Annotated in this window: 24 protein-coding genes; 18 read left to right on the top strand and 6 right to left on the bottom strand. The window is 43.2% G+C overall.

From position 1 onward, the window contains the following. The first annotated feature begins 30 nt into the window (after positions 1-30). From FHS68_RS12535 to FHS68_RS12580, 10 genes are all read left to right on the top strand, one after another. Positions 31-972, top strand: coding sequence for a D-2-hydroxyacid dehydrogenase (locus FHS68_RS12535; RefSeq protein WP_167270469.1), 942 nt, complete (start codon positions 31-33; stop codon positions 970-972). A gap of 19 nt (positions 973-991) precedes the next feature. Next, entirely contained in the window at positions 992-2,188 is a 1,197-nt protein-coding gene (galK, locus tag FHS68_RS12540) for a galactokinase (protein ID WP_167270471.1), read from the top strand. A 27-nt stretch (positions 2,189-2,215) separates the two neighbouring features. Next, positions 2,216-3,358 (top strand): aldose epimerase family protein, encoded by a 1,143-nt coding sequence (locus FHS68_RS12545; protein WP_167270473.1) that lies wholly within the window; start codon positions 2,216-2,218, stop codon positions 3,356-3,358. Positions 3,359-3,447: 89 nt separating this feature from the next. Then, on the top strand, positions 3,448-3,684 hold the full coding sequence (locus FHS68_RS12550; RefSeq protein WP_167270475.1) for a DUF4160 domain-containing protein: 237 nt from the start codon (positions 3,448-3,450) through the stop codon (positions 3,682-3,684). Further along, on the top strand, positions 3,641-4,009 hold the full coding sequence (locus FHS68_RS12555; protein ID WP_229211869.1) for a DUF2442 domain-containing protein: 369 nt from the start codon (positions 3,641-3,643) through the stop codon (positions 4,007-4,009). Before FHS68_RS12550 ends, FHS68_RS12555 begins: the two co-directional genes overlap by 44 nt. A gap of 125 nt (positions 4,010-4,134) precedes the next feature. Continuing rightward, a complete protein-coding gene (locus FHS68_RS12560) occupies positions 4,135-4,755 on the top strand; it encodes a beta/alpha barrel domain-containing protein (protein WP_167270477.1) in 621 nt (206 codons plus the stop codon). A 141-nt stretch (positions 4,756-4,896) separates the two neighbouring features. After that, a complete protein-coding gene (locus tag FHS68_RS12565; protein ID WP_167270479.1) occupies positions 4,897-5,517 on the top strand; it encodes a PspC domain-containing protein in 621 nt (206 codons plus the stop codon). A 48-nt stretch (positions 5,518-5,565) separates the two neighbouring features. Beyond that, entirely contained in the window at positions 5,566-5,751 is a 186-nt protein-coding gene (locus FHS68_RS12570; protein WP_167270481.1) for a LiaI-LiaF-like domain-containing protein, read from the top strand. Positions 5,752-5,755: 4 nt separating this feature from the next. Then, entirely contained in the window at positions 5,756-6,838 is a 1,083-nt protein-coding gene (locus FHS68_RS12575) for a toast rack family protein (RefSeq protein ID WP_167270483.1), read from the top strand. Positions 6,839-6,927: 89 nt separating this feature from the next. Continuing rightward, positions 6,928-7,638 carry a M15 family metallopeptidase gene (locus FHS68_RS12580; RefSeq protein WP_229211870.1) on the top strand — a complete coding sequence of 237 codons (711 nt, stop codon included), beginning with the start codon at positions 6,928-6,930 and terminating at the stop codon, positions 7,636-7,638. Here the strand turns inward: FHS68_RS12580 and FHS68_RS12585 are convergent, their stop codons facing one another. Further along, the gene (locus FHS68_RS12585; protein WP_167270485.1) at positions 7,639-8,358 is read right to left on the bottom strand and encodes a head GIN domain-containing protein; all 720 of its coding nucleotides are present in this window, start codon (positions 8,356-8,358) and stop codon (positions 7,639-7,641) included. It abuts the gene before it with no gap. Positions 8,359-8,543: 185 nt separating this feature from the next. Here FHS68_RS12585 and FHS68_RS12590 point away from each other — a divergent pair, with 185 nt between their 5' ends. The 3 genes from FHS68_RS12590 to FHS68_RS12600 are packed head-to-tail and all read left to right on the top strand — an operon-like array spanning position 8,544 to position 12,032. After that, complete coding sequence (locus tag FHS68_RS12590) at positions 8,544-9,164, top strand: RNA polymerase sigma-70 factor (RefSeq protein ID WP_167270939.1); 621 nt, start codon at positions 8,544-8,546, stop codon at positions 9,162-9,164. 2 nt (positions 9,165-9,166) lie between these two features. Beyond that, positions 9,167-10,201 carry a FecR family protein gene (locus FHS68_RS12595; RefSeq protein WP_167270487.1) on the top strand — a complete coding sequence of 345 codons (1,035 nt, stop codon included), beginning with the start codon at positions 9,167-9,169 and terminating at the stop codon, positions 10,199-10,201. Then, positions 10,188-12,032, top strand: a complete 1,845-nt coding sequence (locus FHS68_RS12600) for an STN and carboxypeptidase regulatory-like domain-containing protein (RefSeq protein WP_229211871.1) — start codon at positions 10,188-10,190, stop codon at positions 12,030-12,032. Before FHS68_RS12595 ends, FHS68_RS12600 begins: the two co-directional genes overlap by 14 nt. On the opposite strand, the gene nadE is transcribed toward FHS68_RS12600, so the two are convergent. Beyond that, positions 12,029-14,089, bottom strand: a complete 2,061-nt coding sequence (nadE, locus tag FHS68_RS12605) for an NAD(+) synthase (RefSeq protein ID WP_167270489.1) — start codon at positions 14,087-14,089, stop codon at positions 12,029-12,031. The genes FHS68_RS12600 and nadE overlap by 4 nt on opposite strands. A 106-nt stretch (positions 14,090-14,195) precedes the next feature. Between nadE and FHS68_RS12610 the strand changes: the two genes are divergently transcribed. Further along, entirely contained in the window at positions 14,196-15,431 is a 1,236-nt protein-coding gene (locus tag FHS68_RS12610; RefSeq protein WP_167270491.1) for an ABC transporter permease, read from the top strand. 9 nt (positions 15,432-15,440) lie between these two features. On the opposite strand, the gene FHS68_RS12615 is transcribed toward FHS68_RS12610, so the two are convergent. From FHS68_RS12615 to FHS68_RS12630, 4 genes are all read right to left on the bottom strand, one after another. Then, positions 15,441-15,908 carry an RES family NAD+ phosphorylase gene (locus FHS68_RS12615; RefSeq protein WP_167270493.1) on the bottom strand — a complete coding sequence of 156 codons (468 nt, stop codon included), beginning with the start codon at positions 15,906-15,908 and terminating at the stop codon, positions 15,441-15,443. After that, positions 15,905-16,339, bottom strand: coding sequence for an Xre family toxin-antitoxin system antitoxin (locus FHS68_RS12620; protein ID WP_167270495.1), 435 nt, complete (start codon positions 16,337-16,339; stop codon positions 15,905-15,907). The genes FHS68_RS12615 and FHS68_RS12620 overlap by 4 nt, the downstream gene beginning before the upstream one ends. A 72-nt stretch (positions 16,340-16,411) precedes the next feature. Continuing rightward, positions 16,412-17,572, bottom strand: coding sequence for a methionine aminotransferase (locus tag FHS68_RS12625; RefSeq protein WP_167270497.1), 1,161 nt, complete (start codon positions 17,570-17,572; stop codon positions 16,412-16,414). A 24-nt stretch (positions 17,573-17,596) separates the two neighbouring features. After that, positions 17,597-18,637 (bottom strand): LacI family DNA-binding transcriptional regulator, encoded by a 1,041-nt coding sequence (locus FHS68_RS12630; RefSeq protein WP_167270499.1) that lies wholly within the window; start codon positions 18,635-18,637, stop codon positions 17,597-17,599. 273 nt (positions 18,638-18,910) lie between these two features. Between FHS68_RS12630 and FHS68_RS12635 the strand changes: the two genes are divergently transcribed. The 4 genes from FHS68_RS12635 to FHS68_RS12650 are packed head-to-tail and all read left to right on the top strand — an operon-like array spanning position 18,911 to position 22,443. Beyond that, on the top strand, positions 18,911-19,681 hold the full coding sequence (locus tag FHS68_RS12635) for an SDR family oxidoreductase (protein WP_167270501.1): 771 nt from the start codon (positions 18,911-18,913) through the stop codon (positions 19,679-19,681). A 27-nt stretch (positions 19,682-19,708) separates the two neighbouring features. After that, entirely contained in the window at positions 19,709-20,539 is an 831-nt protein-coding gene (kduI, locus tag FHS68_RS12640; RefSeq protein ID WP_167270503.1) for a 5-dehydro-4-deoxy-D-glucuronate isomerase, read from the top strand. 8 nt (positions 20,540-20,547) lie between these two features. Then, entirely contained in the window at positions 20,548-20,892 is a 345-nt protein-coding gene (locus FHS68_RS12645; protein WP_167270505.1) for a cupin domain-containing protein, read from the top strand. A gap of 27 nt (positions 20,893-20,919) precedes the next feature. Then, the gene (locus FHS68_RS12650; RefSeq protein WP_167270507.1) at positions 20,920-22,443 is read left to right on the top strand and encodes a tagaturonate reductase; all 1,524 of its coding nucleotides are present in this window, start codon (positions 20,920-20,922) and stop codon (positions 22,441-22,443) included. Positions 22,444-22,476 lie beyond the last annotated feature (33 nt).

Raw genomic sequence — 22,476 nt, forward strand, 5'->3', positions numbered from 1 at the left:
TTACCTCGCTTCTTTAAACTAAAAGATTAGATGATTATATATTGTCATGCATTGCTGGACGAGCCGCTGAGGCAGAAACTTAGCTCAACATTATCACCACAGCACGAAATTAATTTCAGGACTGAGGATACCTCGAAAACTGATTTAAAAATCTACTATATAGGTGCCGATTATATTCTCGGTAACCCTCCAATAGATTGGTTTAGCATCAAATCTGAAAACCTGAAATTCTGGCAACTGGATTCAGCAGGATTTGATCAATATTCATCTGTTAATCTGAATGAAAATGTAAAAGTAGCCAATATGGGTGACTGGTTCGCCCGACCTTGTGCAGAGTCTATTATAGGAGGGATACTAGCCCTATACCGCGGTATCGACAAGTTAACGCTACTCAAACAAAAGTCCGAATGGGTGGGAGCTGCTTTACGTGCAGAAATTAGGATCATCTACGCGCAAAATGTCATCGTCCTCGGCGCGGGAACAATCGGTCTGGCCGTGAATTCCATATTAAAGGGATTGGGCTGCACAATCCATCTGATGGCCAGGACTTCTCCACAAGCCGATCTACATAGCCGGGAAGATTTACTGAACGAGCTGCCTCATGCTGACTTGGTGATCAATACATTGCCAGGAACAGCAAATCGATTTGCAGATGCTGAATTCTTTTCGAAAATGAAATTAGGAAGCGTTTATGCGAGCGTTGGAAGGGGATGTACCACAGATGAAAATGCACTGATCAATGCACTTAACTCCAAAAATCTTGACGGAGCGGTCCTTGATGTGACTGAGATTGAACCACTTCCAGAGGATAGTCCGTTATGGAAAATGGACAATGTAATCCTCACTCAACACACCGGCGGAGGGCATAAAAACGAACATATGGGCAAAGTGGATTTGTTTTTAAACAACATTTTCGCACTTGAAAATGGCGGTATTGTGATCGACCAGGTCGATCTTAGGAAAGGATATTAGGAAAGGTAAAAAATAAGAAATGTCAGTACCTCAACAGAATTTAGCCGAAGCAGTAAAAAATAAATACTATACCAAATTTGGGGATAGCGTACCTTCTGAAAAGGTAAGGGTTTTCCGCTCTCCTGGAAGAATAAACCTCATTGGCGAACATACCGACTACAATAATGGCTTTGTATTGCCTGCCAGTGTCGATAAAGCTGTATACTTTGTCATTGCGCCAAGAGACGATGAACAGGTAATCCTCTATGCCGCCGATTTGGATGAAACTTACTCATTTCCTTTGAGTGATCTTTCCAAACCAAATCAATCCTGGGCGCATTATCAGCTTTCAATTGTTGATCAAATTCATAAAAACGGATTACAGATTAGAGGCTTTCAGGCTGCATTTGGCGGAGATATACCAGTTGGGGCAGGGTTATCTTCTTCGGCTGCGCTGGAATGTTGCCTTCTGTTTGCATTGAATGAAATGTTCAGGCTAAGTCTGGACCGTTTCCACATTGTAAAAATGGCTCAGAAAGCCGAAAACGAATATGTAGGCGTGCAATGTGGGATCATGGATCAATTTGCCTCGGCATTTGGGAAGGAGGAGGCAGTAATCCGCCTCGATTGCCGTTCGTTGGAATATGAATATTTTCCGTTTCCAATGGATGAATATTTAATCGTGCTATGTGACACGAGTGTAAAACATTCGCTCGCAAGTTCTGAATATAACACACGCCGGCTTGAATGCGAAAAAGGCACTCAAATCCTTCAAAAGTATGATTCTTCGATTCTCAGCCTCCGTGATACCTCACCCGAATTTGTGAAAGTGCATGAGGAGGAATTGGGTGATGTTGTTTATCGTCGCTGCAAGTTTATAACGGAAGAAATCCGCCGCGTACAGGATGCATGCCATTTGCTGGTCCAGGGAAACTTGGTTGATTTTGGGTCAAAAATGTATGAAACGCATCAGGGCTTGCAACATGAATATGAAGTGAGTTGTGAGGAACTGGATTTTTTAGTTGATCAAACAATAGACAATCCTGCCGTTTTGGGGGCGAGAATGATGGGAGGAGGTTTTGGCGGATGTACCATAAATCTCGTGAAAAAAGAGGCCGTACCTAAATTTGAAGAAGAAATGAAACGTGCCTATCTGAAAGAATATCAGATAGATCTGCCTTGCTATAAAGTGAAAATTACCAATGGAACAGAAGAAATAATTTCAACTAATAAGTAATCAGCCGCAAGCTCTAAACCTGCAAACATGAAAAGATTACCATTCTTACTCACTGCACTGATAGGCCTCGGTCTCTTCGGGTGCTCTAAAACCAAGACAGACGAAAAAATGATCAGTACGATTTCCAGAGAAGCCTTTGGCGAACTGCCCGACGGACAGAAAGCAGATCTTTATACCCTTACGAACGCGAATGGTATGACCGTGAACATTACCAACTATGGCGGCATCATCACGAAACTTACGGCACCGGATAAAAATGGTGAATGGGCGGATGTAGTTTTGGGATTTGATTCGCTACCACCATATTTGGCTGGACACCCATTTTTCGGCGCGCTGGTCGGTCGTTATGGAAATCGGATTGCGAAGGGAAAATTCAAACTCAATGACAAGGAATATACCCTCGCAATAAATAATGGCCCAAATGCATTGCACGGCGGAACAAAAGGCTTTGATAAACAAATATGGAAAGCCACCGAAATTAATAAAGATTCGATTGTCGGGCTTGAGCTTGAATATGTGAGCAAAGACATGGAAGAGGGATATCCTGGAACGCTTTCTGTTAAAATTGTCTACACTTTGGATAATGAAAATGCTCTTAACATTAATTACACGGCAACAACCGACAAAGAAACGGTTGTGAACCTAACCAACCATTCCTACTTCAACCTTACCGGCCTGAAAAGAGACATTTTAGATCACGAAGTTTCTATTATGTCCGATAGCATTGTCGCTGTTGACAGCACCTTGATCCCAACCGGAAAGCTGCGTGCAGTGGAGGGGACACCTTTTGATTTAAGAAAACCTACCAAAATAAATTTGGGGATCAATAAAATTGAGGATGAGCAGATTAAAAATGGCGGTGGCTATGACCATTGCTGGGTATTGAAAACATCCGAATCCGGACTGGTACATTTTGCTACGGTGAAAGATCCTGAAAGCGGCAGAATATTGGAGGCATTTACGACCGAGCCGGCAGTACAATTTTACACTGGAAATTTCCTTGACGGAACGTTAAAAGGAAAAAATGCGACCTATGTTAAAAGATTTGGCTTTTGCCTCGAAACAGAACACTATCCAGATTCACCCAATCAACCCCAATTCCCGACAACGGTATTGAAACCGGGGGACACTTATCAAACGACTACAAAGTATCGGTTTTCGGCGAAGTAGGGAGATATTTATATAAAGCGAAGGATGGAGGCTAGGTGCTTTTCCATTCTTCGCTTTATGTTTTAAATGCTTTTTGGTTAATTTTACCAATGCCCACCGTCTTAAATATAAATGGCTTTCGTTTTTATTTTTATTTGAATGAACACGAGCCGATTCATGTTCATGTTTCAAAAGGAGATAGTGAAGCCCGGGTTGTTCTGGTTCCAGAGTTAGATATTTCGTATAGCCGAGGATTCAAAAAGAATGAACTTCGCAGTATCATTGAGATTACTATTACAAACTATGAAAAAATCATTCAAGCCTGGAATACCACCTTTGATGAGTAAAGATCTGATTGATTTATTTGCTGACAATGAGGATGGAGATATCACGATCGATACTGATGATTTTGATAAAATTATTAGTAGTAACAATCTGAGAATAAAACATTTTATTAGTTTTCGAGATTTAGATCTAGCGGTCTTTATCCTTAATAACCGGAAGATAATTCAACGACCTTTATCGTCTTATGCAATTCTTGAAAAAGCTTTGGAGCAGGAACTGTCTCACTATCATGTCTCTGACTCCGGAATACATTGGCCTGACCTGGATGCAGATATTAGCCTTCGAGGCTTGTTAATAGAGGAAACTGTTAAACTTGCGGTTGCCTGATCCATATCAGCCCCAAGAATGAGGTCGAAGCAGCAACATATAGGTCCTCAATTCGACAAACACACAATCCCAGCCATTTTAAGACAGCAACTGGGAACATTGTAGTCCCTCAAAATCATCACAAAATGCTTACCCGAACCGTAAAAATCAGCAACGTTACCAATCTCTCCGATGCGCGCTATTGTGCTGGTATGGGAGTAGAAATGCTGGGTTTTTCTATTGATGAGGATTCGATGAACTATATCTCTCCGAAAAAATTTGAAGACATTTGCTCGTGGCTCGCTGGTGTTACCCTGGTCGCGGAAACTGCAAATAGGAATGCAGGAGAAATTTTGAATACATTAAGTAATTACCCTGTTCATGCCGTTGAGGTTCAGGAGCCCGGCCTCCTTAGTTATCTGCACAGCGAACTCAATCTTCCTCTGATTCTGCGTGTTAGCGTGGATGTCTATGAGGCAGATGAAATCAACTCCATGATGGGCCGCTATGGTGACGAAGTCTCACATTTCTTGCTGGATAGCGACAACAATGCGCAGCTTTCAGATAAATGGATGAAGGTATTAGATGGACTTGCTGCCGAATATCAGGTTCTAATCGGGTTTGGGCTGGACAATGAATATACTGTCACTGCACTAACCGAACTTTTACCGAACATTGGCATTGCCTTGCGTGGCAGCGAAGAAATCCGCCCTGGGTTTAAGGATTTCGGAAGTATGATGGACATTCTGGAAGCCCTCGAAGATTAACTTACCCCCGTTTAAGGAACTAAAATTCAATTCTCCTCAAAAATTTCCGCTTAACATGTCGTTTTGCCGACAATAATTTTCCGGATTACAGTATCTTGCATTACCTACTACCTTTGATAACAAATAAACGCAAATCGTATCATGGAAAAGAAATTGCACCGCATACCTGAGCACGCAGTCTTTGGAGGAGTAGCTTCCGGTATTGCCCAGTATTTACAAATTGACGTAGTTATTGTACGTGTTCTGTTTGTGGTGATGCTATTCCTGCCCCTTCCTCCCAGTTTTGGATGGACTGGCATTTTATATCTCATTCTCTGGGCAGTTTTGCCGACTGGTCCTGCAGTGGACATTTATTCACCAAGTTCAACTGATCCCAATTTCAAACCATCTGAGCCATTTTTCGATAAGAAAAAATCTGATCAGACTGTCATGATCCTGGGTGGTGTCCTGATCGTGTTTGGCGCCGTAATGCTTCTTGATGATTTTCCAATCTGGTATGAATTCAAAAGGTATTTTTGGCCAATCGTTTTTATTGCAATTGGAGCGTTTTTGATTCTCAGACAAAGGGATAAACAACATGAAAGTAATACTACCGTATATCCAACCACGCCTCCACCACCGGTTGAGCCTATAACGCCAGAACCTGAGCCACAACCTTATACCCCTTTCTCATCTGAAACGACAACCCCTACCCATTTTCCGGAAGATCCGGAAAGCAAGAAGCCGGACGAGGACGACGATCAGGTGATTAAAGTAAATTAACAAACATAGAAATTCATTCTGAAATCTCTCTTTTAAACTAAAATAGCCATGAACTTTCGAAACATTTTCTGGGGAGTGATCCTCATTATTGCCGGATCTCTTTTCCTGGTTGAAGAACTTACCGCATTTGATTTTGGCCGCTTTTTCTGGCCAATCATCCTCATCAGCACAGGAGGGCTTCTTTTACTACGCAATTTTGTTAACACCGACACTTCAAACCGATCAAACATTTAACATTATGAGAAACTCACGCGGTATAGTCTGGGGCGGATTGCTTTTAATTTTTGGAGTGATATTGCTTCTTCGCAATATGAATCTCCTCAATATTCATTGGGACGAAGTATTACCTTATTGGCCAGTTCTATTAATCCTCGCCGGCGTCCTGTTGCTGATTCCCGGAAGAGAGCGCGGTGGTGCATCCGGAGGTGCCATTGGTTTGTTGATTACTCTCGCCGTTTTGGGAGGAGTTGTCAATCGTACCAACCGGGCTTTTGACAATAACATGAGCAACTGGAATTTCGACTGGGACGATGACGATCATAATTACGGATTCCACAGTGATGACGACGATGATGATGACAACGATGATAATGATAATGACAACGGTGATAATGACGATGACAATGACGACGGGGATGACAAGGATAATGATTACGAAAGAGAGCACCGGAATGGAACAGAAGGCACACCGATCAATGGCTTTTATAAGTATGATATGGAGGATTTTATTCAAAAAGCCAATTTCCATCTCGAAGGCGGCGCTGGATCCTTTACGCTGAACGGCAATACACCTAGACTTTTCGAGGCAAATACCAAAAGCACCATCGTCGGTTTTCTGTCCAACACTTCCATTAACAAACTGGATAAATCCGCAACCATTAATTTAAAAATGGAAGATGGAAATGTCCGGATCAAAAATGGCGAGATTTCAAACCAGGCTAAAATTCAGCTAAATGAGAAACCTGTCTGGAACATTGACCTGGGAATTGGCGCGGGAAAAGGTGACTTTGATTTTAGTAATTATAAGGTTGAAAAGCTAAAAGTAAGTACCGGCGTTGCAGATATGGATATTAAAATGGGGGATAAAATAGCAACTTCCAATATTGACATAGAAGCAGGAGTTGCGTCCATTACCCTCGAAATTCCAAGATCTGTTGGTTGCGAAATGCACATTGACGGAGCACTCAACGCAAAAAATATTGAAGACCTGGAAAAGATAGGCAATGGTTTGTACCGTTCGTCGGGATATGAAGCTTCTCCAAAGAAAATCATTATCCATTTTGAAGGCGGGCTTACCAGTATCAATATCAAACGATACTAGATCAACAGTTATCATCTGCCCGCATTTTGCGCAGTGGAAGAAGTCAAATGAATATCTTTGCGACTTTTAGCAACGATATTCATTTTTTTATGCCGAAAAAGTTAGCTTATTTCTTGTTATTGATTCTTGCCAAATCAAATTGCTTTGCCCAATTCAATGCTGCAATAAAAAAACAGGACATTCCGGAAATTGAGAAAAAAATGATTGCGCAGGGATTGGTAAACATTCAGGAAGTTGATCCGAAAATCCTGGTTGACTTAAAATATTCAACTACCGATAATTTTACCGGCAAAGATGTTTATGACAAATTAGACCGTGCCTATCTGCAACCTGAAATGGCTAGAAGGCTTGCAAAGGCGAACAGCCATTTGAACAAAGTAAAGCCTGACTACAAGTTATTAGTATATGATGCGGCCAGGCCCAATTCAGTTCAATATGCATTGTGGAATGCATTGGATGATCTCAAAATCCCAGCAAAAAGCAAAACACTGTATGTTGCTGATCCGAAAATTGGCTCTAACCACAATTTTGGTTGCGCTGTTGACCTTACCATTGTCAATGAGAAAGGGATGCCATTGAATATGGGGACCAAATTTGATTTCTTTGGTCCCCTGGCTTATCCGCGATCGGAACGGGAGATGTTAAACAAAGGAAGGCTCACAAATACACAAGTCGAAAATCGTCAATTATTGAGAAAAGTGATGATCCAGGCCGGATTCAGGGCAAATACAACAGAATGGTGGCACTTTGACGGAATGTCGAAAAGTCAGGCCAAAGCAACATACGGGATGATCCGATGACTAATCCATTCGAACGGTACTGCCTCCCGTAACTTCCTTTTTCACCTCGGGACCACCTTTATAGCGCACTGTGCTTGCACCATTTGCCTCAACTTCAAGAAATTTGGATACCCAAACCTTGGCGCTGCTTGCACCGGAAACATCCAGTTTGGATTCCTCAACCGGCATTTCAAATGCATCCAATTGAGATGCCCCTGAAAGTTCGCCGTCCAGAAACTTACCATCGCCATCCAAATTGAGCCTGGAAGCGCCTGATATATCAAATTTTAACTCCTGACCAGATCCTGAGAAATCGCATTTGGAGGCACCAGAGAGTTCAAATTCGATATCTGGCAGGTTTTCAAATCCCTCTATCTTCGAAGTTACTGCGCCCGAAAAATCCACTCTTTCCAGATCGGGCATAGTAATCTCAATATCCATCTGTCTACGGTTTTTCCACGAACTTTGATAACGGATAACCAACTTTCGGTCCTGTACAAAAATGTTAAGATCATCAAGATCATTGAGCTCTCCTGTTGCCGAGACCGCAAAAGCGGCGCCGGATTTAACATGGACGTGGTAAGCATTGCCCATGACCAACTGGTCAAAATTCTTGAAATCGAAATCCCGTGTACTCTCCCCACGAGGCGGTATGTTGTCCTCAGACTCAACATAAACGCAGGATTGTAAGCCTGCAAGAATTAAAAAAAGGGTGATAATAGATTGAAATGACTTTTTCATGGCTAATAAAGTTGTTTGTTTTAACAGGGCTATGACAAGCCAATTGATTTATCCCCCTATTAAAAAAAATATTTTTATTAATAGGGGTAGCGCCTTACTTGATTGTCTCTATGAAAAGAATTTTGAACGTGACTGCAACCGCTCTTATATTTCCGAATCCACTTATCGAAAGAGATTTTATATTTTTGACTGAAAATCAAAAACATAAATCGGTGTATTCATCCGACCCGGAAATAGTTAGCGCAATACGTCGTGGTGACGAAAAAGCTTTTGAGCTGACTTTTCGTACCTATTACCAGCGGCTTTGCAACTATGCCTGTTCATTATTGAAGGATGAGGAGGAGTCGGAAGAGGTTGTACAAACGGTTTTTTTTACAATTTGGGAAAAAAGACGGGATCTGGAAATCACACTTTCAATTAAGTCCTATCTGTATCGTGCCGTTCACAATCATTGTCTCAACCGGTTTAAGCACGCCTCGGTGCGCGAAGTGCATCGGGAACATACCCTCAATTTTGCATCATCATCCTATGAGTCCGTAACGGAAGTGATTCACGCCAATGAGCTGGAAGAGCGCATTGAAAAAGCTGTGAGTACCTTACCTGAACAATGCCAGAAAGCATTCAGATTAAGCCGGTTTGAAGAATTAAAATATCAGGAAATAGCGGATCAGCTCGGTATCTCCATCAAAACAGTCGAAAACCAGATTGGCAAAGCACTAAAGATTTTGCGCATTGAGCTCGCAGATTACCTTCCCTCTATGCTGTGGTCAGTTTATTTTATCGTTGAACAGTTAATCGGATCGTAACCATGAACCAATCTCATGAAAACATATCGGAGGAGCTGTTAGCACGATATTTGGCGGATACAGCTTCGGAACCGGAAATTAAAAAGGTGGAAGCTTGGATTGCGGAATCACCCCTTCATCAGCAGGAATTAGCAGCATATCGTCTGATCTGGGACCACTCCGGATCAATTGGTAAGAAGTTTGAGGTGAATATCGATGCGGCCTGGAACAATATGAAAAAGAAGATGGATAAAAGTGCTGCCGCATTTACACCATTGGAAGCTAAATCTGAAACCCGCCAAATTGATTTTCCTGAAACCTCCATAAACCGAAAATCCAACTTATTAATCTGGGCGGCGGCGGCAGCCATAACACTGTTACTGGTAGCATTTGGCTGGTTCTTTTTAAAATCTGGTCGCTTTTCCGAACCTTTACAAATCGCTACAACCAATAATACAAGTGAGAAAATTCTTCCCGACGGAACAAAGGTTTTCCTGAACTATAATTCTTCCTTGACCTATCCCGAGGAATTTAGGGGTGATTTCAGAACTGTTTCCTTAAACGGAGAAGCATTTTTTGAGGTCAAGCCAGATGCTGAACATCCATTTATCATCATTGCAAACGGAACCGAAATTAAGGTGCTGGGAACTTCATTTAATGTGAAGGCATATCAGGAATCTCCCGTTCGGGTCGATGTTGCAACTGGAAAAGTGCAGGTAAGTAAGGCAAGTAAAAAAATTGAATTGGTAAAAGGAGAAGGCGCTGAAGTATTGGCTGATTCCATCAGAAGCTTGCATGCGAACATGAATATCATGGGCTACCGCACGCAGATATACGATTTCAACGCCGCAGACCTGACCGACGTTGTTACCTCCATCCGAGAAGGTTATCATGTGGATGTTCGACTTTCCAACCAGCAAATCGCGCAGTGCAGGTTGACGATCCGCTTCGAAAAAGAACCCTTAGATGCTACCCTCGCCGTTATTGCGGAAACGTTGGATTTGGATTTAAGAAAAGAAGGTAAAATATATTGGCTGGATGGGAATGGCTGTCAATAAAACTTCAAAGGAAATTTTCATCCGAAAAAATTCCGGACTCATCTTCCTATTGACCTTGCTTTTATCATTATGCCAGGTAAATACATTGGCCCAGGAACTGTTGGAGAAAAAGATCACCATTAAGGTAAAAAACAGACCTCTGGACGAAACGCTGCAAAAGATTGGCAATCTGGGTGATTTTAGCTTTTCTTACAGTCCCGATATCATGGACGTAAAAGTCAGAATATCCATCCAAGCGACCAATCTGAGTGTTAGGGAAATTTTGAATGAGCTTTTCAAAGGCAATGTTACATTCAAGGAGAGAAGGAGGTACGTAATTTTGCAAAAAAGTAACGCACCGGAAGAGCCCGAACAACCAGAAGACTTTAACCTGAACGGCTACATCATTGATAATAAAACGGGCCGAAAGCTTGCTAATGCCAGTATTTACGAATCCGTAACGCTGGCTTCAACAGTAAGCAATCAATACGGATATTACAAAATTCGCTTGCCTGCATATTCTTCATCGGTTAGGCTGGAAATAAGAAAGGAGGATTACATTGGTAAAAGCATCCCGATATCGACCAGGCAGGATGCTTATCTTCAGATTAATTTGTATCCCGATACTTTAAAGCCACTTGTAAGCAAAACGATGCCGGTCGCATCTGCAAGGGGAGACTCGCTGCATCATAGGATCGCGGTACCAAATATTCAGCTTGTGTCTATTGTTGAAATTTTTCCTGATACTATTCCCGAAACGGACACCACTACGCAGCGGCTGGCGCGTATCGACCGTGAGAAATTGAGATTGACCTATCAAAAGGTTCAAAGCAAATTGGTAAGTGCCTTTGCGTCTGCTAAACAGGCTATCCACACCAGGAACATACAGGATTCCCTTTATCGCCCGTTCCAGGCATCGATGCTGCCTTTTTTGGGAACAAACCATGAATTGAGCGGAAATATCGTAAATGATTACTCAATCAACCTCCTTGCCGGGTATTCATTGGGTGTAAATAAATTGGAAGTAGGTGGCGTCGTAAATGTTGTCCGGGGAAATGTACGAGGGTTTCAGCTGGCTGGGATCAGCAATATTGTCGGAGGAAATGTCACAGGCTTCCAATACGCCAATGTACTCAACCTTACCCTAGGCAATTTCACTGGGTTTCAGGGAAGCAACCTGATCAATTATACTGGACAGCATTTTTCCGGATTTCAGGTTGCAGGCGTCGGCAATGTGGTAGTCGGCACGCTGGATGGTTACCAATTTTCCGCTGGATATAATTATGCGCAAACGGTTCACAGTGGTCACCAGATCGGTGCAGTCAATTATTCCGATTCCTCTGCAACAGTGCCTTTTGGATTGTTCAGCTATGTCCACAGCAATGGTTATCGTCGCTACGAATTTTCCAGCGATGAGTTCAATTATTTCAATACGGCATTTAAGACGGGTATGAGCCGGTTTTACAACATTTTTAGTTTAGCATTCAATGGAATGGCCGCTAACAAACCTCTGCTTAGCCTGGGCTATGGATTTGGAACCGCGCAAAATCTGGGAAAAGGATGGATGGTAAATGCAGATGTAACTGCGAATGCTATAATCCTCCGAAATCAGGAAATTGAAGATATCGATACTGGAATGCTTAAATTCTCACTGGGTATCGAGAAAAAGCTTGGACGGAAATTTGCTCTTTTCGCAGGTCCATCCATCAGTTTACTTCGAAGTGATTCGGATGTCATCAATAGCGAAGAAACAAAAGGAATAAAGCCAATTTGGCTTGGCAAAAGACCCAATAAAATCAATACAAACTACGCGTGGGTCGGTTTCCAAGCCGGAATCCGGATTTGCAATTAAAACCCAATCCGCTTCCGCCCCTGACTCGAACTATTTCCTTTTACATAATCCCTCAGTTCTTGCAATTCTTTTTCAAATCCTCCCGAAAGAATCGGGAAACGGCACCAGGAGCGTGGGTCAAGATTTAGATCATCCAAATGAAAAGAAGGTGCATAACGTTCCCGTTTCCATTGATTTCTGCTCCAAAGCTTAAAAAACCGCTCAGTCCAGGCGAGCAATTGGTCATCGTTATATAAACCTTTATATCGAACGTACAGATTGCGATATGATTCCAATGGAGATTTTTTGTCCCGGATAGCTAGTCTTTCCAAGTCATTTAAAAACTGGTAAGGCATCAAATCTGCCTCATCCGTTTGAGTTTGGGCCGGCGGACGCAGTTCTGCGGTAGGCTGCAAACTGTTTACCTTTTTTAAGCCTTCAATTCTAATATGCTTTCCTTTTACCTCACAACCAGCCGTTTCAAGCCAGCGGAGCCATTGGCGAAGATAATGTTTGTCAATACCACCGAGTGGGCTGATGCTGCCCGCCGTATCGCCATCCATGGTAGCATAACCCACCGCCACTTCCGACCGGTTGGACGTAGCCAATAACAGGTGGTTGGACAGATTTGTTAACAGCCAAACGCCCGGCGCACGGACCCTCGCCTGAATGTTTTGCAACGCAATGTCATCATGTTCCCAGGAAAGTTTGCGTCCTATCTGCCCTTCAATCAGCTCCGTATATGTTTCGACAATGCCATTGATGTTTATGTTGTAAAAAGTAGACCCGATAGATTCAGCCAGTGACTGAGCCGAGTCTAATGTCTCAGATGAGCTATTCTCAGTACCTTGATAGATATTATGGATCAATACTGCGGCAATATCTTCCTCCGATTCTGCACTTTGAATATCAGGGATATGGGAAAGCTTTTCCTTCAAGCGCTCCATCCCGATACTTTCATCCGCAAGCCGGATCATCAAACCGCAGAGTGCCGTGCATGCGCATGAATCCGCCCCACCCGACAATGATATCGTAAAGCCATGGGAGCGGCTTTTTCGCAGATAATCAAACAATGCCAAACATTCGGCACGGGCAAACTCCTCTTCTTTTAATGCGCCGCCCTTTTCAAATGCCTCTATTGCCGGAACCTGAAGTAAAACAGGTTCTATTTCAGGAAAGTCAAACCTGGCATTGATACGCCATGTCCGATCCTTCGAAGGAGTGGCGATCTTACTCTGAACCTGGCTCAAACGCGTATATTCCGTATCGATAACGGCGGTCGTAATAACATAATCTTCATAGCTGAACCGGGGGCTTGAAGCCAGAAGATCGCCATTGGATGCAATCATGGCATCTCCATCGTAAATTGCACGGCCAGCCTCATTACCAAGCAGATTTGTATAAATATAACTGCAAGAAAACGCCCGGGAAGCGTCGACCACCAGCTTTTCGCGGGTCATAAATTTATTAAAGGCGAAATGGCTTGCGCTTGGATTTAAGATAATGTCGACGCCACGTTCGTAATGTCTGCGGGCGGGACGATTGGATACCCAACCATCTTCACAAATTTCAAATCCGATTTTTACGCCGTGAGACCCTCCCTGGATCGGGCCGCTCGCGAGATCAAAAGTGATATCGCCGATTGGGTAAAACATTTGGTTTACTTCAATGCTTTCAACCGCACCCGGCTGCCACGGACGAAACCAGCGCGCTTCATAATGAATACCATTATTAGCAAGATTTTGCTTACAGAAAAAGCCAGCAATCTGCTTATTGGCGATTAGGCATGCAGCATTATACACACTACCATTATGCCGTACAGGCAGCCCAACTGCCACAATAATTCCGGTTGTTTCCTGAACAATTTCGAGCAGGCATTTCTGGGCTTGCTCCACCATGTCGGGTGCAAAAAAGTAGTCATCACATCCATAACCCGAGATACATAATTCGGGTAGGCAGAGCAGGCTTACCTGTTCCTTTTTGGCCTCCTCAATCGCTTGAATGATGTTTCTTGTATTGCTTTCCCACGCCATTGGCGTTTGGTTTACTACACCGGAAGCTGCTTTGATCAATGGCATGGAATGATATCTGTTAAGGATAGCAACTTAATAAAAAATTGCCTTTTCATACGGGCAAAGTTTTTCCCTATTTTTGTCAACATAAAAATTAATCAACAGATTCCTCTTGCAATTCCCCTCTTTCATCGCCAAACGCATTCGTCATAATGAAGCTGGGTCTTTCTCTGCTACCGTATCACGGATCGGAATTGCCAGTATTGCCATAGGTATTTCGGTTGGGATTATCTCGTTTGCAGTCCTGCTCGGCTTCAAGCAAACGATCCAGCAAAAGATCTTCCTTTTCGGCGCTCACATCAATATCAGTGCTTTTACCCAGGGCAATTCATACGAGGAAGGTCCTCTTCCGATCAAAAACCCAGTTTCTGACATTTTACCAACAATGCCCGAAGTGAGACGCTGGCAGGCTGTTGCCCACAAGTCAGGTATATTAAAAACGACCGAGGAAATTAAAGGCGTCGTGCTGAAAGGCGTTGGAAAAGATTACGATTGGGATACTTTCAAAAAAGACCTGAAAATCGGGAGGCTGATTGGTCACAATGACTCTTCCTCCATTAAATATGGCTATTCTTCTGAAATCCTGGTCAGCCAGAAAATAGCTTCACAACTTCGCCTCAAACTGGGTGATGAAGTGGTAATGTACACCTTGCAAAATCCGCCCCGGCCTCGAAAACTGACTATCAGCGGCATTTACGACACCCAAATGGAGGAATTCGACAATAATCTGATCATTGGAGATCTCGCATTAGTACAACGCCTGAACAATTGGGGAAAAGATTCGATTGGTACTTATGAAGTTTATTTAAAGGATTTCAAAAATCTTGATGAGGTTACAAACCGACTGAGAAGAACAGTCCCGCCAGGTATTTTTCTTCAAAAAGTAACCAGTACATTTCCCCAGATCTTCGACTGGCTGATTCTTTTGGACCGAAATACTGCAGTTTTCCTTACGCTCATACTCTTTGTAGCCTGCTTCAACATGATCTCCATTTTATTGGTCATGATTATGGAGCGGACGCCATTGATTGGGTTGTTAAAAACGCTGGGAAGCCCAAATCACCAGATCAGAATGGTGTTTTTCAGAGTCGGTTTGCATATGGTGCGGCAGGGATTGGTCATTGGAAATGTCACCGGCTTGCTGCTTTGCTGGTTACAGTTCAGGTTCAAATTGATCCCGCTTGATCCTGTTAATTATTATATGGATACCGTCCCCATCGTTTTCGACTGGGCCATTTTCGTTATGGTGAATGTGGTTACGGTTCTCATTTCCGCATTAATCCTACTGATACCAACCCTAATCATCACCAAAATCCAGCCAATTAAAGCCCTACTTTTCAAGAAGTAATAGGGTTCGCTAGGAAAGCAATTTGCTCAGCAAGCGAAAATCAGTGTTAAAATCAACAGCTGGCAGGAATTTAACCTGACCAAATGCTTTTGCCTGAGGGTTAATAACGACATTTCTTTCAGCCGGGACGATTGCAGAAGGTACTGTAAATGCGATCATTGTGGAATCAGCGAGTATTTGTTTTCCAATCCACTGGGAATAGGAAATATCATCCATCCAATCCTTTTTTAAGAGGTTTTCGTCCGTTTGGAAAATCAACTTTTTGTCATCCGGGATCTCGATGCGCAGCAGTGCAATGCGCTCCATGTTTTCCTTGTGACTGGCATGGACAAATTTTTCCAATAATGCGAGAGAGATCTGTTCGCTTGTGTAGATGCACGCATGCCCAACAGGATTCCATCTTCCGCCAAATAGCTTGGCTCCTGTCCCTAAAAAGTCATTAATATATTGCTTCGCCGCGAGCCTGTAAACGATCATATGTACACACCGTGCTCGATACGCCCCAGCTCATTGCAAATCAGCTTCACGCCCCAAAAAGATTTCAGTGTTGAAAAATCCTGCTCTTCACCCAATACCAGCCTCGGCTTTCTGAGCCATTCCTCCAAAGCTTTTGGGTTTGAGAAAACAAGAAGACCCAGATCCGCCATATTCTCCAATTGATAGAGATGCTCGGAATATAGCCCTTCAAAAGGCTTTTCTTCTTTAAGGTAGCGCTGCAAAGTCCTGTCACTGATGTGGAGAATATCTGCCCATTCGACCTGGGTAAACAGTAATTTTTGGGATAACTCGTTAAATTTTTTGACGGGAAAGAGATCCACATTCTTGCGGACCATGTACAAAACTTCGGGTTCGGCTGCAATCCGCAATGGAATACTTTGCTCGGGCATTTGATACTGAATATGTTTCATAAATCCGTATTTTGTCTCACTAATGTACGACTTTTTTCAGGTTTAATAAACTTGATTCAATCCATTTTTTCACTACCAAACAATTTTATGCAAAGCGTCAGCGGCCCTCAAAAGTGTCTCATCATTTTTTGCAAAGCAAAACCGTAGGGTTTTAAAATCGGTGATTTCATTATAAAATGAAGAAACCGGGATAGAGGCAACGCCCACCTCTTTCGTCAGTCTTTCGGCAAGTACCCTGTCATTCTCGTCAGATAAATTTGAATAGGAAGCATTTTGGAAGAAGCTTCCTTCGGTAGGCCTCATCGCAAAACCCGTGTCGTTGATCGCATCCAGAAACATATTCCTTTTCCGTTCATAAAAAGAAGATAAGCTTAAATAATGCGCAGGCTCAGCCAAATATTCCGCAACCGCAAACTGCAAAGGCGTTACCACACTAAAAACAACATATTGATGGATTTTTCTGAACTCAGTTGTCAATGCGGAAGGTGCCAGGCAATAGCCTAATTTCCAGCCCGTCGTATGAAAAGTTTTTCCAAATGATCCGCATAGAAATGTCCGCGCCGCCAGAGATGGAATGCTTGCGGTAGAAATATGGGGTTGGCCATCAAAAACAATGTGTTCATAAACTTCATCACTGATTACCAGCAAGTCATATTTTTCGGCCAGATGTGCCAACTGCTGTAAATCATTCAGCTTCCAGACATTTCCAGTGGGATTATGCGGGGTATTAACCATAATCGCTCTGGTTTGTGGAGTAATTCTGGAACATACAGCTCCCCAATCAATGGATTCGTATTGCGGATCCAGCGTCACGAAAACAGGAATTCCGCCATTTAATTCGATCGCAGGCACATAACTGTCGTAAGTTGGCTCGAAAACAATAACCTCATCACCCGCATGAATAATGGTACTGATTGCAACAAATAGCGCCTCAGTAGCGCCGCTGGTAATGGTTATTTCCGTTTCAGGATGATATTGATGCGAAGTTGAAGCGAACACTTTTTCGGCAATGGCTTCCCGAAGCACCATTACTCCTGCCATAGGCGCATATTGATTTTTGCCCAGTCTCACATATTTATCCACCAATTTTTGCAAGTCCGGCGAGCAATCGAATTCCGGAAACCCCTGTGCCAGATTGATCGCCTGATGATCTTCCGCCAATTTCGACATTCTGGTGAAAATAGTTGTCCCTACTCTGGGAAGTTTGGATCTGATCCCGGACTTTAAAAACATAATCTTAGATTATAGAGGTTGCAATTACGTTTTAAGCGCCTGTTTACCTACAGATGATTCCCGGGTAATAAGCGATGTTTGCAAAAACCTGATTTCATAATCCCCCTTTTTTTGAGGATGCTCAATCAGCCTGATCAGCAACTCTACTGCCTGTTGCCCCATCTCCAATGCAGGTTGTACCACCGCAGTCAGGGGCGGATTTAATAGTTCGGCTACACTTATATTCGTGAAACCAACAATGGCAATTTCTTCCGGAATTTTAATGCGGCGCTTCTGCAGTACGGCAAGACAGCCCGTCGTTAACCTGTCGCTTGCGGTAAAAATCGCGTCCGGCGGTTCAGGTAATGCAAGCAATTCCCCGATTGCCTCTTCATTTTCCGCCACAACCTTCCCGCCGTAAATGCAATATCTTACATAAGATTCGTCAAATGGAATTCCATTGTCTTCGAGGGCTTTCCTATATCCAGCCAGCCGTTCTGTGGTGATGGAAAGATAGATAGGGCTCGTTAAATGGGCAATGCGCCTTTTTCCGGTTTGGATCAAATGACTTGTTGCCTGGTAACTTCCGTCAAAATTATCTGCTACCACCTTATGCGTCTCAATTTCCTTGGGCACCCGGTCCAAAAAGACAATGGGTAACCCTCTCTCCATCAAATCCTGAAAATGAAAAAGGTTTGTGGTCAGACTAGCCAGCGATACCAGCAGGCCGTCGACCTTCCGCGAAACCAGATAATTGGTATTGGCAACCTCCCGCTCATAAGAATCATGGCTTTGGAAAATAACAACATGATAACCTAGATTGTATGCAATAGACTCAATGCCATTGATAAGTTGAGAAAAAAAATGATTTGCAATCTCAGGAATAATGACACCAATCGATTTGCTCTTGCTGTCCTTTAAACTTAACGCAATCGGATTGGGCCGATAATTCATTTTTTCAGCATATTCCATCACCAGTTTTTTGGTTTCCGGATTAATTTCATAGCTATTCCTCAACGCCCGAGAAACCGTGGATGTGGAAATATTCAAGGCCCTCGCAATATCCTTTATCGTAATTGCTTCCAAGATAAAATTGGTTTATTCCAACTTAGTATTTGACTCAAACTATTAAATCACACCTTTCCCAATTACAAATTGCAGATAGAAATACAAAGATTGATGGGATTTGGTTTGTCATAAAGGCAACTGACAACGTTCCCGATAACGATTGCACAAAAAAAGACAATTTAGCATTTGATATTTCTAATTATTCGGTCTAAACTCGTTTGGCTTACACCTTCTACATTCGACGCTAAATTTAGACGTTACCCCGAAAAAGACAAATTTTGATTTTCTTTCATGAACCTTCCAGAATTATTTGACTTATCAGGAAAAACTGCATTAATCACTGGTTGTAATCGTGGAATCGGGAAAGCAATGACAGAGGCCTTGGCAGAAGCCGGAGCCGACATCATCGGCGTATCCGCTTCCCTGACATCTTCGGAAAGCGAAATTCAAAACGCTGTGACCGGTTACGGCAGAAAATTTTACCCGTACAAGGTTGACCTGGCGGAACGTGAGAAACTGTACGGTTTTATTAAACAGGTTAAAGAGGATCACAAAAGTATTGATATCCTGATCAATAACGCAGGCATAATTTTGAGGCAGCCCGCGGCGGAACATTCTGATGAATATTGGGACCGGGTTTTAAGCATTAACCTGGATGCCCCATATATCCTTTCCAGAGAATTTGGCCGTGAAATGATCGGCAGAGGCTATGGCAAGATCATCTTCACTGCATCATTGCTCACGTTTCAGGGCGGCATTAATGTACCTGGCTATACTGCTTCAAAAAGTGCGATTGGCGGGTTGGTGAAAGCACTATCCAATGAATGGGCTGGAAAAGGCGTGAATGTAAATGGTATTGCGCCCGGCTATATCGAAACTGATAATACCGAAGCGTTAAGGAACGATCCGGAAAGAAGTAAGTCAATATTAGACCGCATTCCGGCTGGTAGATGGGGAGTACCGGCAGATTTCAAAGGCCCGGCCGTTTTCCTGGCTTCTAATGCCTCCAACTATGTAAACGGAACCATCCTGACTGTTGACGGGGGCTGGATGGGTAGGTAGATAGAACTCATTTAAAAACAAAACGCAATGCAAATCCGCTTCGAAAGCAGCCCTCGGGAAGTTTTACAAATGAATACAAAGGCATTACGGGAAAATTTTCTGCTTGAGAATATTTTTCAAAAGGATCAGGTCAATTTTGTTTATTCCCATTATGACCGTTTCATGATCGGCGGGGCGATTCCAGCCACCGTAACCTTGAAACTGGAAACATACGATGCTTTAAAGTCACGCTACTTGCTGGAAAGAAGGGAAATTGGCATTATTAACATTGGTGGAGCAGGACAAATCATTGCAGACGGAGAAACTTTTGATATAGACAAACTAGGCTGCCTGTATGCGGGAAAGGAAACCGGGGAAATTTCATTATCCAGCAAGAATTCCACTGATCCGGCCATATTCTATTTGTTATCGGCCCCAGCTCACCAAAAATATCCTACGCGCTTATTTACAAAGGAAGAAGCGACGCCAGTTACGATCGGCAGCGTGGAAACTTCCAATCACCGCACGATTTACAAATACATACATTCCGACGGCATTCAAAGTTCTCAGCTCGTGATGGGGCTTACTGTTTTGCAGGCGGGAAGTGTCTGGAACACTATGCCTGCGCACACCCATGACCGTCGGATGGAGGCGTATTGCTATTTTGATCTCCCTGCCAACCAACGCGTTTTGCATTTGATGGGACAACCTTTCGAAACGCGGCACTTGTGGGTTGCAAATCAGCAGGCCGTAATTTCGCCGCCGTGGTCGGTACATTCCGGATGTGGCACTTCCAATTATTCTTTCATTTGGGGAATGGCTGGTGAAAACAAGGATTACACAGACATGGATGCTGTTTTGATAACTGATCTTAAATAAAACAGAAAATGGAAAGTGAGGTAAAAAAGCAATTTATTTCCGATTCTGACATTCCCTGGGAAGAGCTGGGCGGCGGGTTGAAGCGGAAAATCATGGCTTATGACGAGAATCTGATGATGGTAAAAGTGGCTTTCGAGCAGGGTGGCATTGGCGCACTTCATAGTCACTACCATACACAAATGAGCTACATTGAAAGCGGTAATTTTGAAATAACAATTGGGGAACGTAAAGAGCGGCTGACAAAAGGCGACGCCTATCATATCCCTCCCCATGCTATCCATGGCGCTTTATGCCTTGAACCGGGCATTTTAGTAGATATTTTCAATCCATTGCGCGAAGACTTCCTTCGCTGATATTCACCACACGCAAACTTTGATCTTATGGGACATCTTTTTCGTGAAAATCTGCGTCAGCTGCGTAGCCACCCTGGACTTACTGTCCCGGATGATTCCGTTTTCCAGTTACCTGAAAAAGTTCTCCAATTCGGCACAGGTGCATTCTTACGTGGCCTGGCGGACTATATTATAGACAAAGCCAATCGAAAAGGTGTTTTCAATGGAAGGGTTGTAGTTGTTAAATCAACAGATGTAGGGGACCTGAAAGCATTCGACAGACAGGATAACCTTTATACTATTTGCACAAGGGGGATTCAAAACGGCGAACTGGTAGAAGAAAACATTATCTCCGCTGCTATAAGCAGAGTTTTATCTGCGAAATCACAATGGTCGCTCGTTCTGGATCTTGCAAAAAATCCCGCGATTTCCGTTGTCATTTCCAACACGACCGAAATCGGCATTCAGCTTGTACAGGACGACATTTACCAATGGCCCCCGGTTTCGTTTCCTGGTAAATTGCTTGCCTTTCTTTACGCGAGATATGTTGCCTTTGGCGGAAATCCCGACCATGGCGTAGTCATTATTCCTACTGAACTAATCACTGATAACGGGAAAAAACTGGAATCCATCGTACTGGAACTGGCCCACCGGAATGGTCTGGAAGCTGCATTCATTGACTGGATAGAAAAGCACAATTTCTTTTGCAATTCGCTTGTTGACCGCATCGTACCAGGCAAGCCTGAAAATGTGGTTTTGAAAGAGATTGAAGAAAAGTTAGGTTACCAGGATGAATTGCTGATCATGGCCGAACATTACCATCTCTGGGCTATTGAAGGAGACGAAAGCATCCGCCAAAAACTTCCATTTTTTGGAATTGACAATGGCCTGATCATTGAGCCGGATATCGAGCGCTACCGTGAATTAAAGCTTCGTCTATTGAACGGCGCACATACCTTGGGTGGCGGTCTCGCTCACTTATGTGGTTTCAAAACCGTCGTGGAAGCAATGGAAAATCCGTTTTTCTCAACCTATCTGACGCACTTGATGGAAACAGAAATTGCCCCTGCTATTCCATATCCGTTGCAGGAAAACGTCAGTCTCACATTTAGCAGGCAGGTAGTGGAACGGTTTCGAAACCCATATATCATGCATAAGTGGCTGAATATCAATCAAAATTATTCAGCCAAAATGGTTTCGCGTGTGATGCCCACGTTTGTGAACTATGAGAAGCTTCATATCAACATTCCTGAGTACATCACATTCGGCATGGCTGCCTACATTTATTATATGAAGGCGGTGAGGAAAGAAGGGGAGCATTACTATGGCTTGGCCAATGGCAGCCATTACTTAATTCAGGATCAAAAAGCGGCCTATTTTTATCAGAAATGGCAGAGTTCATCGATCCCTGAGATGGTTCAAGCGATTCTTAAAGAGCAATCATTATGGGGAAAGGACTTTTCCAAAAACGAAGGGTTCGTAACTGGAATCAAATCACACCTTCAGGCGATAAAGCAAAATGGCGCGCTGGAAACCCTTGAAAATTTCCTAAAAAAAACTGAATACGCTTGAAAACAAAAGAATATCCTGGAACCGGTTGCTTCA

The sequence above is a fragment of the Dyadobacter arcticus genome, assembly GCF_011762185.1.
GTDB lineage: Bacteria > Bacteroidota > Bacteroidia > Cytophagales > Spirosomataceae > Dyadobacter > Dyadobacter arcticus.

Coding starts and splice junctions, on each gene's coding strand:
- FHS68_RS12565 (WP_167270479.1), top strand. CDS start 4,897: ATGGAAAAGAAATTGCACCGCATACCTGAGCACGCAGTCTTTGGAGGA.
- FHS68_RS12575 (WP_167270483.1), top strand. CDS start 5,756: ATGAGAAACTCACGCGGTATAGTCTGGGGCGGATTGCTTTTAATTTTT.
- FHS68_RS12580 (WP_229211870.1), top strand. CDS start 6,928: ATGCCGAAAAAGTTAGCTTATTTCTTGTTATTGATTCTTGCCAAATCA.
- FHS68_RS12595 (WP_167270487.1), top strand. CDS start 9,167: ATGAACCAATCTCATGAAAACATATCGGAGGAGCTGTTAGCACGATAT.
- FHS68_RS12620 (WP_167270495.1), bottom strand. CDS start 16,339: ATGAAACATATTCAGTATCAAATGCCCGAGCAAAGTATTCCATTGCGG.
- FHS68_RS12645 (WP_167270505.1), top strand. CDS start 20,548: ATGGAAAGTGAGGTAAAAAAGCAATTTATTTCCGATTCTGACATTCCC.
- FHS68_RS12650 (WP_167270507.1), top strand. CDS start 20,920: ATGGGACATCTTTTTCGTGAAAATCTGCGTCAGCTGCGTAGCCACCCT.
- nadE (WP_167270489.1), bottom strand. CDS start 14,089: ATGCCATTGATCAAAGCAGCTTCCGGTGTAGTAAACCAAACGCCAATG.
- galK (WP_167270471.1), top strand. CDS start 992: ATGTCAGTACCTCAACAGAATTTAGCCGAAGCAGTAAAAAATAAATAC.
- FHS68_RS12615 (WP_167270493.1), bottom strand. CDS start 15,908: ATGATCGTTTACAGGCTCGCGGCGAAGCAATATATTAATGACTTTTTA.
- FHS68_RS12545 (WP_167270473.1), top strand. CDS start 2,216: ATGAAAAGATTACCATTCTTACTCACTGCACTGATAGGCCTCGGTCTC.
- FHS68_RS12555 (WP_229211869.1), top strand. CDS start 3,641: ATGAAAAAATCATTCAAGCCTGGAATACCACCTTTGATGAGTAAAGAT.
- FHS68_RS12550 (WP_167270475.1), top strand. CDS start 3,448: ATGCCCACCGTCTTAAATATAAATGGCTTTCGTTTTTATTTTTATTTG.
- FHS68_RS12635 (WP_167270501.1), top strand. CDS start 18,911: ATGAACCTTCCAGAATTATTTGACTTATCAGGAAAAACTGCATTAATC.
- FHS68_RS12600 (WP_229211871.1), top strand. CDS start 10,188: ATGGCTGTCAATAAAACTTCAAAGGAAATTTTCATCCGAAAAAATTCC.
- FHS68_RS12535 (WP_167270469.1), top strand. CDS start 31: ATGATTATATATTGTCATGCATTGCTGGACGAGCCGCTGAGGCAGAAA.
- FHS68_RS12560 (WP_167270477.1), top strand. CDS start 4,135: ATGCTTACCCGAACCGTAAAAATCAGCAACGTTACCAATCTCTCCGAT.
- FHS68_RS12625 (WP_167270497.1), bottom strand. CDS start 17,572: ATGTTTTTAAAGTCCGGGATCAGATCCAAACTTCCCAGAGTAGGGACA.
- kduI (WP_167270503.1), top strand. CDS start 19,709: ATGCAAATCCGCTTCGAAAGCAGCCCTCGGGAAGTTTTACAAATGAAT.
- FHS68_RS12570 (WP_167270481.1), top strand. CDS start 5,566: ATGAACTTTCGAAACATTTTCTGGGGAGTGATCCTCATTATTGCCGGA.
- FHS68_RS12585 (WP_167270485.1), bottom strand. CDS start 8,358: ATGAAAAAGTCATTTCAATCTATTATCACCCTTTTTTTAATTCTTGCA.